The 13,636-nt window shown below is 46.1% G+C and carries 14 protein-coding genes; 6 read left to right on the forward strand and 8 right to left on the reverse strand.

The features are described 5' to 3' along the window. Positions 1 to 1,040 precede the first annotated feature (1,040 nt). A complete protein-coding gene (sds, locus tag QUA45_RS10200; RefSeq protein ID WP_333056988.1) occupies positions 1,041 to 2,012 on the forward strand; it encodes a solanesyl diphosphate synthase in 972 nt (323 codons plus the stop codon). A gap of 97 nt (positions 2,013 to 2,109) precedes the next feature. Here the strand turns inward: sds and QUA45_RS10205 are convergent, their stop codons facing one another. Beyond that, positions 2,110 to 2,574: a hypothetical protein gene (locus tag QUA45_RS10205; protein WP_006635784.1), complete on the reverse strand. Its 465-nt coding sequence runs from the start codon at positions 2,572 to 2,574 to the stop codon at positions 2,110 to 2,112. A 674-nt stretch (positions 2,575 to 3,248) separates the two neighbouring features. Here QUA45_RS10205 and QUA45_RS10210 point away from each other — a divergent pair. From QUA45_RS10210 to QUA45_RS10220, 3 genes are all read left to right on the forward strand, one after another. Beyond that, positions 3,249 to 3,599 carry a hypothetical protein gene (locus QUA45_RS10210; RefSeq protein WP_006635783.1) on the forward strand — a complete coding sequence of 117 codons (351 nt, stop codon included), beginning with the start codon at positions 3,249 to 3,251 and terminating at the stop codon, positions 3,597 to 3,599. A 107-nt stretch (positions 3,600 to 3,706) separates the two neighbouring features. Next, the gene (gene ycf46 / locus QUA45_RS10215) at positions 3,707 to 5,227 is read left to right on the forward strand and encodes a stress-responsive protein Ycf46 (RefSeq protein ID WP_006635782.1); all 1,521 of its coding nucleotides are present in this window, start codon (positions 3,707 to 3,709) and stop codon (positions 5,225 to 5,227) included. 130 nt (positions 5,228 to 5,357) lie between these two features. Further along, positions 5,358 to 5,711 (forward strand): DUF1257 domain-containing protein, encoded by a 354-nt coding sequence (locus QUA45_RS10220; RefSeq protein ID WP_006635781.1) that lies wholly within the window; start codon positions 5,358 to 5,360, stop codon positions 5,709 to 5,711. 288 nt (positions 5,712 to 5,999) lie between these two features. On the opposite strand, the gene QUA45_RS10225 is transcribed toward QUA45_RS10220, so the two are convergent. Further along, positions 6,000 to 6,533, reverse strand: coding sequence for a glycosyltransferase family 4 protein (locus tag QUA45_RS10225; RefSeq protein ID WP_333220583.1), 534 nt, complete (start codon positions 6,531 to 6,533; stop codon positions 6,000 to 6,002). Positions 6,534 to 6,660: 127 nt separating this feature from the next. Between QUA45_RS10225 and QUA45_RS10230 the strand changes: the two genes are divergently transcribed. Beyond that, on the forward strand, positions 6,661 to 6,789 hold the full coding sequence (locus QUA45_RS10230) for a hypothetical protein (protein ID WP_333098345.1): 129 nt from the start codon (positions 6,661 to 6,663) through the stop codon (positions 6,787 to 6,789). Here QUA45_RS10230 and QUA45_RS10235 read toward each other — a convergent pair. From QUA45_RS10235 to QUA45_RS10250, 4 genes are all read right to left on the reverse strand, one after another. Next, positions 6,786 to 7,133 carry a hypothetical protein gene (locus QUA45_RS10235; protein WP_333098347.1) on the reverse strand — a complete coding sequence of 116 codons (348 nt, stop codon included), beginning with the start codon at positions 7,131 to 7,133 and terminating at the stop codon, positions 6,786 to 6,788. The two genes, QUA45_RS10230 and QUA45_RS10235, sit on opposite strands and share 4 nt — an antisense overlap. Positions 7,134 to 7,194: 61 nt before the next feature. Next, positions 7,195 to 8,439: an exopolysaccharide biosynthesis GT4 family glycosyltransferase EpsE gene (gene epsE / locus QUA45_RS10240; RefSeq protein WP_333220585.1), complete on the reverse strand. Its 1,245-nt coding sequence runs from the start codon at positions 8,437 to 8,439 to the stop codon at positions 7,195 to 7,197. 49 nt (positions 8,440 to 8,488) lie between these two features. Then, positions 8,489 to 9,778: a glycosyltransferase family 4 protein gene (locus QUA45_RS10245; RefSeq protein ID WP_333220586.1), complete on the reverse strand. Its 1,290-nt coding sequence runs from the start codon at positions 9,776 to 9,778 to the stop codon at positions 8,489 to 8,491. Between the two features lie 46 nt (positions 9,779 to 9,824). Further along, entirely contained in the window at positions 9,825 to 10,838 is a 1,014-nt protein-coding gene (locus QUA45_RS10250; RefSeq protein WP_333220588.1) for a glycosyltransferase, read from the reverse strand. Between the two features lie 182 nt (positions 10,839 to 11,020). On the opposite strand from QUA45_RS10250, the gene QUA45_RS10255 reads away from it, so the two are divergent. Then, the gene (locus QUA45_RS10255; RefSeq protein WP_333098353.1) at positions 11,021 to 12,148 is read left to right on the forward strand and encodes a glycosyltransferase family 4 protein; all 1,128 of its coding nucleotides are present in this window, start codon (positions 11,021 to 11,023) and stop codon (positions 12,146 to 12,148) included. 215 nt (positions 12,149 to 12,363) lie between these two features. On the opposite strand, the gene QUA45_RS10260 is transcribed toward QUA45_RS10255, so the two are convergent. Together QUA45_RS10260 and QUA45_RS10265 are read right to left on the reverse strand one after the other, a co-directional pair. Continuing rightward, on the reverse strand, positions 12,364 to 12,879 hold the full coding sequence (locus QUA45_RS10260) for a serine acetyltransferase (protein ID WP_333098355.1): 516 nt from the start codon (positions 12,877 to 12,879) through the stop codon (positions 12,364 to 12,366). A gap of 137 nt (positions 12,880 to 13,016) precedes the next feature. Next, a complete protein-coding gene (locus QUA45_RS10265; RefSeq protein WP_333098357.1) occupies positions 13,017 to 13,598 on the reverse strand; it encodes a serine acetyltransferase in 582 nt (193 codons plus the stop codon). Between the last annotated feature and the right edge of the window lie 38 nt (positions 13,599 to 13,636).

The raw sequence follows: 13,636 nt of genomic DNA on the forward strand, positions 1-13,636 counted from the left end.
ATAATCGTGCTCTGGTGAGAGAGTCCGCCACAGGCGGACTCTCTCACCCTTTCCCCTATTTGATTATCATTATTATTCCCTAATATTTCTATCTTAAGAGGTATTGACAAAATCTACTCCCTTCTAACTTGTTAGCAATGCGGTGCCCGTAATTGTAAATAATAACCCTGCCTTTGCGCGCAAGCATTCCAGGCAGGGTTATTATGGAGTATTCCGAATTCTCAAGGGTGAAGCGAGGACGCTACTGCCGACTTCGGCTGCCCAGCAGTACACTACTCGCCCAATCGAGTTATTTTAGCGCTGCGTTCGGCCAACATCAGCAGTACATAAATAGTCATTACATAGCCGGCGGCCAGAATGGGAATAATTAGAGGAATATCGCGATAAATCATAATTAGAACCAAAAGTCAAGGACGAGGAGGAGCAGGACAAGTTCAAGACCTACTACATTAAGTCAGCACGCAAGACCATGCCTTGGTTCTGAAGGCTGTTTTTCCATATCAAGCCTGCGGGAACCTTTAGGCGTTCCCGGTCATCAATAATGATTTACTGCTTTACAGATGCTTAAACAGCCTAAAACCATCCACTTGAGCTGCTTTGAGCTACCGTGCACATAAGATGCGCTACTCTTAACTTCTGATAAATTTTAGCTGCGAGGAACTAAAAATCTGTACCAGAAATTTTGGCTGCGATCGACTAACAAGGCTGGCTCTACGAAACTTTTACAGGCACCTAAAAGCTACCTGCCAGTCTGGCTGTACTTAATGTATAGAATTGTTTAAATCCTTAATACCCATAATAACACAGGGTTTCTGGGATTTAGAGATTTTTTGGCAGTGTCCTTAACAATTCGATACAATAGGGGCAACCCCTCTGGCAGCCGGCGACTCGCCTCTGGCAGGCGGGTGACTCCCATCGGGTGGCAGATGACAAATAACTGCCGATCGCCTAGATTTTTCTTTTCTATTGCAGAGAATTACCTTAAAATAAAGATATGATATGTAAAATTTTGTTACTTTACGGCTTGAGTCGGCGTATCCATGATCTCTAGCACTCTCCTATTTTCCTCGGTTGAAGAAGACCTGCGACTGTTGACAGAAAACTTAAAACAGTTAGTGGGTGCCCGTCATCCCATCTTGTACGCGGCTGCAGAATACTTATTCGGCACAAAGGGAAAACGAGTGAGACCCGCAATCGTTCTGTTGATGGCCAAGGCGACTATGCCCGATCGGGAAATCACGGAAAAACACCGCCGCCTCGCTGAAATCACGGAAATGATCCACACAGCTAGTCTCGTGCACGATGACGTGGTGGACGAGTCGGATCTGCGGCGGGGAGTGCCTACGGTTCACAGTCGGTTTAACAACCGAGTGGCAGTATTGGCGGGAGACTTCCTGTTTGCTCAATCTTCCTGGCATTTGGCAAATCTTGATAACCTGCCAGTAGTAAAACTGCTTTCAGAAGTGATTATGGATTTAGCTGAGGGGGAAATTCAACAGGGACTAAATGGATTTGACACCAGCTTGTCGATCGAAGCGTACCTAGAAAAAAGTTATTACAAAACAGCGTCTTTAATTGCCAACAGTTCCAAAGCAGCGGGCTGTTTGAGCGAGGTTTCAGCGGAAATAGCAGACGATTTGTACAACTACGGTCGGAACATTGGTTTGGCATTCCAAATAGTAGATGATATATTAGATTTCACCGCTTCAACGGAAACTTTGGGGAAACCTGCAGGCTCGGATCTCAGAAGCGGTAATCTGACAGCACCCGCACTATTTGCCCTAGAAGAAAAACCTTACTTGGAAGTTCTCATAGAACGCGAATTTGCCCAAGAAGGAGATCTAGAGCAGGCCCTGGCACTGGTAGAAGATTCTAGAGGCATAGAGCGATCGCGAGAACTAGCCACAAACCACGCACAGAAAGCCGTCGAATACTTAGCTGCGCTGCCCCATTCAGAGTCCCGTCAAGCTTTGATTGATTTGGCTGAATACGTTTTGAGTAGGCTTTATTAGAGGTTAAAAAGTTACACTTTATTGGTAATGGGGAATTGGTAATGGGGAATTCCCCATGCCTAATGCCCTGTTACCAATTAATAGAGAAGTAAATTGTTTAGGCAATATCCGGCGGTGGAGCCGATCGATACTGTTGCAAGTAAACATTAATTAAACTCTGTACTTGCTCGCGAGGGATTTCCGTCCCGACTTCCTGATTTCCGGGACTTTCAAAAAAAACAATGCTGTCAAGACCTTCCAGAGCTATCATCTGAAATAAAATGTGAGTGACAGGCAAAAGTACCGGTCTGAGGCGATCGCCCCCAGCCGCCGCAGCCTGCGACGCATCTTTAAGACTGTTCCAAGCATAAATCACCCTCTTCTCCCGTCCCGGTTGCTTGAGATTGCTCAAAACCACGATCGCCCAACTTTGGTCTACCGCTTGCAGGATCGAGTATTCGAGGTGCTGTAGCTGTTGCGCAATTAACACCAGTGCCGGGGCGATCGCCTTTAAGATTTGTGGCGTCGAACCGTCGGGCGGAGCTTTTTCGATCAATGCTTGAATCTGTTGGTCTAAATCCATCAGTCAGTTCTTTGATATCTAAAATTAAAAATTTCAGGTTAGCGGGTCCGCATCCAAGTATATATTACCCAGCACTGCCCTATTAAAGATAAGCTGACACCCATCTAAATTTAATATTTTGCAGCCTAGAGTCCTTGTAGCGAGCATTTGGGCAAAAAAAATTAAGTGCGTAACAGCTTACACAATGTCATCCCAAAAGTCTAACGGTAGGGTGCTGAGCGCTAGCGCTGTCAAGGCGTGTTAAATCTGAGGCGGATCAAAAGCCGAAAACGGTTATTTCACGTTCGGATTTTGCACGATTAAAGCTATAAAAACTGTTTGGGGGAGTTTGGTTTCAAAATAAAAACGCCCAAAGTTAGTAACCTCATGAGCGGGCTGGGTGTTTATGGCGCACCTTACCCCAGAGGGCGGCTCAAAGGATTTGTTGGCCGTACTCCTATATATCTATTGTTCATATTTATAGTTGGTCGATCGTCCTTGACGCTACCCCTACCTGCCACTGCACCTCGGCCTCATCAGCTACACCCCTAAGTTTTTCGTTGTTAAAATGCCCAGAGTCCCCTCAAAGGTAACGAAATATTACAAGATGACGCTAAAGCTGCATAGAGGCTTGACAGCAAAGAATTAAGCGGCTAATCTGATATACATACCCGGGTAAGTCAATTCACTGTCATATGCAAGAAAAGCAAAAAGTTACATTGTATCTTCCACCAGAACTGCATCGCCAGCTCAAAATCCGAGCCGCAGTCGAAACTGAACCGATGTCATCAATTGCAGAAAGGGCAATTGTCTTCTACCTAGGAAATCCCGAACTGGTTGACGAAGTAGAAGCCTCCTACGGACAAACCCATCGGGTATACAACTGTCCAGAATGCACGGGTTCAGTAGTAATGCGAGATGGAGAACTGGCATCCGTAACAAGTCAGCCGAGCGTATTGGCTGAACAGGATCTTCCAGTAAAGCAGGTGTCGGGCGTCAGTGCCAGCACGGCCAAACCGGGAGAGGAAGAATTGGTTCCCTGCTAAGAATGCCTTGCTTCCCCAAAAAGCTAAAACTGAAATTTTCAGTAAGAGGGCGAAGGGCAGCATTGAGATTCAGCAAAGATAGCACCGTCTCTAGTGGGTCGAGGACTATGCAAGAAGAGATCAGTATTCTAATCCAAGCTCAATATCCTCTGATCTACCTCGTGACATCCGAGGAAGAGCGGTGTGAGCAAGCAATTTCGACAATAGCTCAAGCCAAACCACAGCGACGAGTATTTATCTGGACTGTAACTCACGGCATTGTGGAGTATGGTCAACCCCGCACCACCACCCAACACAACACGGTCTCGCCAGAGGCAGCAATTGAATGGGTGATCAGGCAGCGAGAACCCAACAGTAACGCTAGCATCTACATTTTCAAAGATTTGCATCCTTTTATAGATTCTCCTCCGGTAACGAGGTGGTTGCGCGATGCGATCGCCAACTTCAAAGGAACGCAAAAGACAATTATACTGATGTCTCCTTTGCAGCAAATTCCGATCGAGCTAGAAAAGGAAGTAGTGGTATTAGACTTCGCGTTGCCAGACATGAAAGAACTAAACCAAGTATTGTCTGGTCAGTTGGAGCAAACCAAATCGCGACGCATTACCACAGAAGCGCGAGAAAAACTTTTAAAAGCAGCCTTGGGATTGACCAAGGACGAAGCTGAAAAAGTTTATCGCAAAGCCCAAGTTTCGACTGGGCGCCTCACAGAAGAAGAAGTAGACATAGTTCTTTCGGAGAAAAAGCAATTAATTCGGCGCAACGGCATTCTAGAGTTTATTGAAGAAGACGAAACCCTGGATGCAGTCGGCGGTTTAGAAGAGCTGAAGCGGTGGCTGAGACAGCGTTCCAACGCCTTTACAGAAAGGGCTAGAGAATACGGTCTGCCCCAACCAAAAGGGATGTTAATTCTCGGCGTACCCGGATGCGGAAAATCGCTGATTGCCAAGACCACATCCCGCCTCTGGGGACTGCCCCTGCTGAGGCTAGATATGGGTAGAGTCTACGACGGCTCGATGGTGGGTCGATCGGAAGCCAACCTCCGCAATGCCCTCAAAACCGCAGAATCCATCTCTCCAGCCCTCCTATTCATCGACGAACTAGACAAAGCCTTTGCAGGAGGCACTGGTTCGGCCGACTCAGACGGAGGCACCTCCAGCCGGATTTTCGGTTCCTTCCTCACTTGGATGCAAGAAAAGACTTCCCCTGTCTTCGTAATGGCAACAGCCAACCGAATCGAGCGGTTGCCGGGAGAATTCTTGAGGAAAGGCCGATTCGACGAACTCTTCTTTGTGGATCTGCCAACCAAAGAAGAACGCCAAGATATATTTAAGATTCACCTGTCAAAGCGGCGTCGGGAAATTACTCGCTTCGATTTAGAGCAACTTTCCAATGTTTCCGAGGGCTTTTCAGGTGCAGAGATTGAGCAAGCGCTAGTAGCCGCAATGTACGAAGCCTTCGCTCAAGATCGAGAGTTTACGCAGCTAGACATCATCGCGGCCATTAAATCTACAATGCCACTGTCTAAAACAATGACCGAACAGGTCACCGCCCTTAGAGATTGGGCTAGACAGCGTGCACGGCCCGCTGCGTCTTCCGTCGCTGAATACCAGCGAATGGAATTCTAAAAGCTTTCTCCTGGTCCAAACAGGAGCAAAGGCTAGCAACAGCTAGCAGTTCGATTGAAGAGCCGCCCAGCGGCACCGTTAAATCCAGACCGTTGTTGTTTCTCTCTCAGTTTTATTAGGAGGAAATCCAATGTCTCACTTTAGCACTCTGCGTACCAAAATCACCGATGCCGAAATCCTGAAAGCTTCACTGCGCGACTTGGGCATTTCAGTCAAGTCAGAAGCTGATGTTCGTGGCTATAACGGTCAGCGCGTTCGCTCCGACATCGTAGCGATTCTCGAAGGCGAATATGACCTCGGTTGGTCTCGCAATAGCGATGGTTCCTTTGACCTGATTGCGGACCTCTGGGGCGTCGCCAAAAAACACAATCAAACTGAGTTAATCAACTCCATCAACCAGAAGTACGCAGTTAACAAGACCTTGGCCGCAGTCAAGCAGCGCGGTTTGCAAAATGCCAACGTTAAGCTGGTAGTGCAAAACTAATTGATCTGCAGGTTTCCAAGCTCGCGGGTTAACCAAAAAACGGGTTAACCCGTTTTTCGATCGCTAGGATGTAGAGGGGGGTCTTTGGGCCGCCACATACTTTTTTAGCACCCCCAAGCAGCAGCTCTCCACGTGAAAGCTGCTGCTTTATGCTTTAATGGTCGGCTACTTAATGCTTCGGGCAATCGTCGATCGTTTGTTGATAAATTCAAGTATTCGATCGACTTTGCGTTCCCAATCAAAATGCTGCCGGACTCGTTCCCCTCCCGCACAACCGATACTCTGCGACTATTCTGGTGAATGAGCCAGATTGAGGATCGCATCTGTCAGTCCCTGGACAAATCCTTCTTTAGAAGTGGGTTCTACTAAAATACCGCAAGTGGAATTCAGATAATCTACCGGGCCGCCCCAGTTCGTTGCTATGACTGGCAAGCCTACTGCCATTGCCTCCATCACCACTGCCCCGCCGCATTCCCGCAAACTGGGGAAAACCATTGCATCAGCTTCTTGCATTTTGAGAGCGCACTCCTTCTGAGACAGCCACCCACTAAATACAACGCTGCGGTCGATGCCTAAACGAGCTGTTTGAGCTTCAAGTTCCCCTCGGATGTACCCATCACCGATGATTTCCAAGACTGCATCGGTTTGAGCGGCGACGGGCGCGAAGGCTTCCAGCAGCAAATCTACAGCTTTCCAGTCGATCGGCCTGCCTAAAAAAATAAAATGAACCTGCCCGGTCGCTGCTCTTGATAAGCTAAAGTCCGATCGCCACACCGAGACATCCACGCCGCTTTCCACAAGTTCAATAATTTTACCCTGCACCCCAGATGCAAGTGCCTGCTTTGTGCGATCGTGCCCCCTAACAGCGTCTTGGCTTTGATTTTACCGGGAAAAAGACAGACGATTGCAGAAATCGACGCACTGGTGACCGATCTCGATTAAAATATCAATGGTAGGATTTTGGCGCGATCGAAAAGCCAGAGGAAATTTAACCGACGTGTTCATCGGACCGATAACTACCGGCACCCCCAATCCGAACATCAACGAAGGAACTGTTGCAGAGACTGGTTTCGGTTAGCGTACAACATCAATCTGGTGTTCGCTCACCAGCCGCCGGAGAATACGACGCTGTAGCAATTGGGTGTACAAGTGAGTGAGAAGCCCAAAAGAAAAGTCATTCACTCTTTCAGGGATAAATCGCCCGCAATTGTTAAGCAGCCGGTGCAGCCAAGTGTCTGGTACAAAGTGCATCCGATCGCGCTCTTGTGGAAACAGCTCTGTGAGTTCTGTTTGGGTGCGGGCGTGCGCCACTAACAATGTCTCTATTTGGCGCGATCGAAGTATCCAAAAGTAGTTGAGTGGCAGCAATGACTCGCCGCCGAATTTAGTTAAGGCGTTCTGAGCACCAATTACAATTCGCATAACTTGTATGGGACTCAACGAGATTTATGTACTCTGGGATTAAATTTCTTCTTTGGAATCACTACGACGGGTTAGTTATTCCAAGTTTTTCCAAGCACTGAGCTAAAGTTTCTGCACTGCGGCCGTGGCTAAATTTGGCGATGATTTTTTTGCGAGCTTCCTGACTGATACTCAGAGCAAGTTCTGGATTTTGGAGGAGATTGGCGATCGCATCTGCCATTTCTTCGGGTTTTTCTGATTGGACTAATACAGCATCCACGCCGTCATCTACTAGCTCAGAAGTTCCGCCTACATTAGTAACTACCGCCGGAACCTCCATCGCCATTGCTTCCATCACAGCAACCGGAACTCCTTCATTCAAACTTGCCAAAGCGAAAACGTGAGCTGCTTCTAGACCTTGGCGAATTGCCTGTTCCGAAACAGCCCCAAGTAGCTCCACGCATTCGGACATCGATTTATCTTCAATCATTTTTTGTAGCTCTTGGTGATATCCGCTGCCCCCTTGTTCATCCTCGCCTGCAATTTGCAGCCTCACGTCAAATCCCCGATTTCGCAGCAATTCTACCGCCTCAACCAAGTATTTGTGACCTTTCACCGGGTTGAGGCGACCGCAAGCAAAAATCTTGCACGGACTTCCTTCTTGCCAAGGCGTGTAAGGGCTGCTGCGTTTAATTTCTGCAAAATTAACTCCCATTGGAGCAACAGCTAATTGTTTGGGAAGAAAGTTCGCTAATTTATTTTTGACATCATTGAGAAGCAGTTGAGATATCACGATCACAAAAGCAGCATTTTTCCATTTTTGTTCCTGATTTGACCCGTACACTTCTAGAGTAGGTCCGTGAAGAGTCATACTGTAAGTACAGCCTGTAAGAATTGAGTTAAATAAGGCTATATTGGCGGCATTGGCACAGGAATGAACGTGGATGTGAGACCAACCTTTTGTTTTTGTTAACCCTGCTAGTTTGCCAGCCACAAAAATCCATGCCAAGAGTCGCACCTTTTCAGATAAGGATGTGCCACTCGCTTTGGCAATAACTGCAAGGCATTGCCACCATGCACCGGGACCAGCTTTGAGAAGCTCTAGGAATGAGTTAATAAAATCTTTCGCAGCAAAGGGAAATAGATAAACAGTATTTTTTTGAGCTTCTTCTGCCCATACGTGAGAAGCGATCGCTCTGGGGGGCGGTTGAGTTGATACTAAATCTGTTTCAATTCCCAGATCTGCAAGAAATTGTCGCTCCCGCCACAAAAATATGTGTGTTTGGCCTGGAAATTGTGGAATAAAGTATCCAATTTTTGCCTTCATTTCGTACCTGCTTTCTATTTTTTAACTAAACAATACCGTTCTACTATGTCTATGCACTAACACTTTTCTCACCGAGCATTTTTTCGTAAATCTCGACGATTTTTATGGCTTTGCTTTCCCACGCAAATTCTCTGGCTTTTTCGATCGCCTTAGCTGACATACGTTCCCGCAGACGATCGTCTTCGACCAACAGCTTAATTTTACTTGTCAACTCCTTGGTGAGATACTCTCTAGAAATCGGCTCTATCTTAAAACCAGTTTCTTCATTCACGTATTCACCAATACCGCCATTATTGGCAACGATGCAGGGAAGCCCACAAGCCATAGCTTCCATTACCACTGCGCCGCCGAACTCTCGGATCGAAGGGAAGCAAAAAATATCTGCTTTCCTGTAGTAATCCAGAGTTTCTTGTTGATTTACCCATCCCGCAAAGCTGATTATTTCCCCTAAATTAAGTTCCTTAACTCTGTTTTCCAAGTTATTTCTTTCTGAACCCTCTCCTACTATGGTTAAGCGTATTTTATTTTGAATTGCCTGATCTAATTTCCCAATAGACTCAATGACAATATCGGCGCATTTGTAAGGAACTAATCGACCCACAAAAAGCAAATTGATCTGGCTGACATCTTTATCAATGATATTTGTCGGATTTAAAAATTTCTCCGAAATGCCATTTTCGTAGAACAAAGCAATTCTTTGATCGGGGATTGCAAACAAATCCTTGAGCATATTTAAAGTATAGGTTGAACCTGCTAAGATTTTGTCTGCTTTTTTGTAAGTTTCTACATAACCTGGAATTAATGCTCGACCAACTGCTCTCAAAAAGTTGAATTGAGCAAATTCTTGTCTGGCAGTTTCTTGAAAACCTGGTGGAAAGGGTATGCCCCCATTCACAGGTCCTAGAATAAAAGGAGTCTGCTGGCACACACTGACTACCTTAAACGGATACCGCGGCATCATCGGGGTAATTGCATGAACTATGTCATAATCTCCGTTGAGGATTTTTCCTTTAAATTTTTGATATACTTGTTGATTGAATTCTTCATAAATTGGGTAACTCAATGCATTATAAAGAGGCCAATTTACGCGCCCGTTGGCGGTAATTTTTTCAACTATCTTATAATATTGTTTGGTTAACTTTCCTTCCTCAAGGTAGAATATTTTTTCGTATTCTGGATGTTTTTCAAGAGCTGGTTTATTTCTAATATGGGTAACGAGTGTTGCATCAACTAAATTGTTTATTTGTTGAAAAAAGTTGTAGCCCACCAAAGGTACTGATGCCCAGTCAGGATTGCACTGCTCTACAATTAGTAAAACTTTTAATTTTTGATCGCTCATTTGTTTACTACTCAGGGGTGGACTTTCTGGGATGTTAGCTGTAATTCTAGCTGGCTGAATTAATAGACTTGGTGGTTTTGTATTCGATTAGCTTGCTCTGCTGCCCCAGCAATCGGCGCTGGTGAAACTGGATTTGACCTTGTAGCTGGGGAAATTTGGCTAATACACATGACAAAGCGTAGATGGCTGCCTCTTTAGTTGTGAGGTACCGATGCTTTATATAATAGTTATAGGTGCGATAGGTTGCTAAGGGGTAGCCACTCAATAGTAACAAGCTCCAGCCTTTTGTCGGCCATGTCATTGCCAAGGCTAGGGCTGGCAAGACTAAGCCCCAAAACCATGTGCTGCGTGTTTCTTTAACCCAATGGCGCTCTGGTTCACTGCCGTGGAGCCAGGAGCCTTCGGCATAGGCGTGACCCGCTCTTTGAGCCCGCTTCCACCACTGTGCGAAACTCGTCATTTGCGCATCGTGCAGGGTCATTTCTGCGTCTAAACGAAGAATTTTCCAACCTTTTTGGCGCAGCCGCAAGCACAGTTCGGGTTCTTCGCCGGCTATTAGTGTGGGATTGAAACCTTCGACTTGCTCAAATGCTGCTACGCGCATCATGGAGTCGCCACCGCAGGCTTTGGTTTCGCCGATGGGCGTATCCCACTCGATGTCGCACAATTGGTTGTAGATGCTTGCTTCGGGGTATCGTTCACGCCTGCGCCCGCATACTGCTGCTACGTCTGGTTTGGCTACGAGTTCGCTGTAGGCTCGATCGATCCATCCATCAACTACTTCGCAGTCACCGTCCACAAATTGGACAAATTCGATGTCTGGCCCTAATTCCAGCAAGCGGGCAAAGCCTTCGTTTCTGGCACGTGCTGCGGTAAACGGTATAGATAAGTCTAGTTCTACTGTATCGGCTCCAATCGATCGGGCTAACTCTAGGCTACCGTCTGTTGAGCCGGAATCGACATAGACGACGCGGGCAACTTTGTCTGTGGCGGAGACTAGGCATTGGCGGAGGCGCTGCCCTTCATTTCGTCCGATCGCCACTAATCCCATTTGTTTCAACCTTTACCTCTTGAATTCGACTCGCGAGTTGCTATTTTAATATTTTAGTGACACTTAAGGTAAGTTTACAATATCTTTATATTGTTAACTTACCTTAATCTGCGGTTTTTAGTGTTAAACTGCCTCTAACCTATTCTGTAGTAAGAGCCACACAGATCATGTTGAGTAGAGCTTAGTTAACAATGCTAAATTTAAGTTCTTTCTTCGCACTTTACTGTACGAACCTGGGAGCCAGCCATACATTTTTTTCACTCTGCGAACAGTGGAATTACCCTGACTTTAAAGTCCGCATGATTGTTCCGAATTGCGATCCCTCATGTCGCAGACCGAATCTTGTTGAAGCTGTACCCAGATACTTCAAATGGCTATATTACCGCAGCGCTGACAGACCTAGAAATTGTACAGAAAAGCTTTTCCTCAGAGATGTTAAGGATTTTGATGCAATTTACTTGTGGCCTAACACTTCGATCGAAACCTTTAGGAAAGTTAAACAGGAAAGCACACCCATTCTTTTGGAGCGGATCAACTGCTATACAAAGCCGGCTAAATTTATTATTGATGATGCTTACCATCGCTTGGGAATCGATCCCCAACACCCAATTACTACCGATACCATTCAGGAAGAGGATGAACAAATTAGTTTGGCTGATTTCATCTTTTGTCCGAGCCCCGAGGTGAAAAAATCTTTTATGGGAGCGGGAGTTCCCGAACATAAACTGATCCTTACCAGTTACGGGTGGTCTCCCAAGCGCTTCCCGCCTTTTGTGAGCGACAAGCCAGTATCAAACACGATTACTGTTATCTTTGCGGGCAGCGTTTGCGTCAGAAAAGGAGCTCATTTACTGTTGCGGGCTTGGGAAAAAGCAGGAATTAAAGGCAGACTAATGCTTTGCGGAAGTATGGAGCCAGCAATTGCTGAAACTTGCAGCAGCATTTTAGCACGCTCAGATGTAATTCATAGGGATTACACTAGGGATATTGCCCTTGCTTATCGCGAAGCTGACTTTTTTGCCTTTCCCAGTTTGGAAGAAGGCAGCCCGCTCGTTACTTATGAAGCGATGGCTAACGGTTTGCCAGTTTTAACTTCACCTATGGGAGCGGGTGGCGTTGTCCGAGATGGCAAAGATGGCATAATTGTTTCGCCCTATGATGAAGAAGCGCTAGTGACAGGCTTGCAACAGTTAGCTGGTTGTGCCGATTTGCGGCTTCGGATGAGTAAATCTGCCCGCGAGCGGGCACAGGAATTTACGTGGGAAAAAGTGGCACGGCGGCGCGCTGATTTGGTACTCGAAAAATTGAAACCAGCTTGAAAAGTGAGGGAGAAAACTTGAGCTTTTGGACGCTCCCGCGACTGAAAGCCACAGGTTTTTTATTTAATTTTAAATCCCAAATCCTAGCTGTTAGCAAATAATCCAATTTATTTCAAGTTTTACCTCTTGAAAGCGACTACTGAGTAGTTCGTTTTATATTTTAATAAAAGTCCAGCTAATTTCATAATTTTTCTGCGACTTCTAGAAATTATTTTTCAGACTTCCTGGTTTTTTTTTTCGATGATTTTTGCGGGAATTCCCACTGCGGTTGCACCCGGTGGCACATCACAAATCACCACAGCATTAGCACCAATCAAAGCATGATCGCCGATCGTTACGGAGCGAATAATTTTAGCTCCTGCACCAATATCGACATGACCGCCGATTTTGACATCAGCAACAATTGTCACCTGCTGAAGAATCAGACAGTTAGGGCCAATGGAAGCACTGGGATGAATGACAACGCCATTAGGATGAGTCAGCAGCAGTCCTCCTTGTATTTGGCAGTTCAAAGGGATGTCTGTTGCAGTGACAACGCTCCAAAATCGATGCTGGATCACGTTCCAACGGCATAAAATATATCCTCCAATTCCACCCTGCTGCTGCCACTTTTGATAGTTGCGGATAGATTTGAGCAGTTGGCGACTGGGTTCCCACCACTTGCTAAGTTTTTCGCGGCTCCAGTCTGGTTCTGTAGCAGAAATGATTGACTTAGTGATTGACTCAACCATTGTTTGTGCAATTTTTTGATGATGTAGACAATTGTGCCTATTTGTGCGGTTTATCTTAAGATGAATCTCTAACTTGACTAGGAAGATTTATTGAATCTCCGCAGAGTTATAGCATAAGCCATAATGAAGAAAATGATTTAAGCGTTGTTTTCAGCAGGTCGGGATTTGATAATTTTGGCAGGGATACCAACGGCAGTTTGACCGGCTGGAATATCTGATAAAACTACAGCATTGGCACCAATATTTACGTCGTCTCCTAGGTTGACCTTGCCGAGGATTTTTGCACCAGCGCCGACGTTAACCCGATCGCCCAATTGAGGGGATTCTAGCGGTTTGTCCAAATAGCGGTTTCCCAAAGTTACACCTTGGCGGATAATGCAGTCGTCGCCGATCGTACAATATCCGTGAATAATAATAGCGTTTTGATGTTCGATCACCACGCGACGACCGAGCTTCACAGTGTAAGGCAAGTCTATCCCGTAACTATTGCGGACTTTTCGGTAGAGGGAGCGATAAAGAATGCTCAAAGGTGCCCGAAGTAATTTCGGTTCTATTTGCATTCTCCAGACGCCAAAACGCTGCACTGCTACGGCGCGAAATCCCGGTTTTGTCCAATCTCGACCATGAGCAATCCAGTCTTCTTTAATTTGCTGCCACAGTCCCAGGGCGGGGTCTTCTACTTGATTTTCACTGGTGATTAAGTTTTGCTCAGTTACCATAAGCTCTAATTGACACTATTGCTTGTTTACTCTATTGC

This window comes from Microcoleus sp. Pol12A5 (genome assembly GCF_036701435.1).
In the GTDB taxonomy this organism is placed as follows: Bacteria; Cyanobacteriota; Cyanobacteriia; order Cyanobacteriales; family Microcoleaceae; genus Microcoleus.

Coding starts and splice junctions, on each gene's coding strand:
- sds (WP_333056988.1), top strand. CDS start 1,041: ATGATCTCTAGCACTCTCCTATTTTCCTCGGTTGAAGAAGACCTGCGA.
- QUA45_RS10205 (WP_006635784.1), bottom strand. CDS start 2,574: ATGGATTTAGACCAACAGATTCAAGCATTGATCGAAAAAGCTCCGCCC.
- QUA45_RS10210 (WP_006635783.1), top strand. CDS start 3,249: ATGCAAGAAAAGCAAAAAGTTACATTGTATCTTCCACCAGAACTGCAT.
- ycf46 (WP_006635782.1), top strand. CDS start 3,707: ATGCAAGAAGAGATCAGTATTCTAATCCAAGCTCAATATCCTCTGATC.
- QUA45_RS10220 (WP_006635781.1), top strand. CDS start 5,358: ATGTCTCACTTTAGCACTCTGCGTACCAAAATCACCGATGCCGAAATC.
- QUA45_RS10230 (WP_333098345.1), top strand. CDS start 6,661: ATGGTAGGATTTTGGCGCGATCGAAAAGCCAGAGGAAATTTAACCGAC.
- QUA45_RS10235 (WP_333098347.1), bottom strand. CDS start 7,133: ATGCGAATTGTAATTGGTGCTCAGAACGCCTTAACTAAATTCGGCGGC.
- epsE (WP_333220585.1), bottom strand. CDS start 8,439: ATGAAGGCAAAAATTGGATACTTTATTCCACAATTTCCAGGCCAAACA.
- QUA45_RS10245 (WP_333220586.1), bottom strand. CDS start 9,778: ATGAGCGATCAAAAATTAAAAGTTTTACTAATTGTAGAGCAGTGCAAT.
- QUA45_RS10255 (WP_333098353.1), top strand. CDS start 11,021: ATGCTAAATTTAAGTTCTTTCTTCGCACTTTACTGTACGAACCTGGGA.
- QUA45_RS10260 (WP_333098355.1), bottom strand. CDS start 12,879: ATGGTTGAGTCAATCACTAAGTCAATCATTTCTGCTACAGAACCAGAC.
- QUA45_RS10265 (WP_333098357.1), bottom strand. CDS start 13,598: ATGGTAACTGAGCAAAACTTAATCACCAGTGAAAATCAAGTAGAAGAC.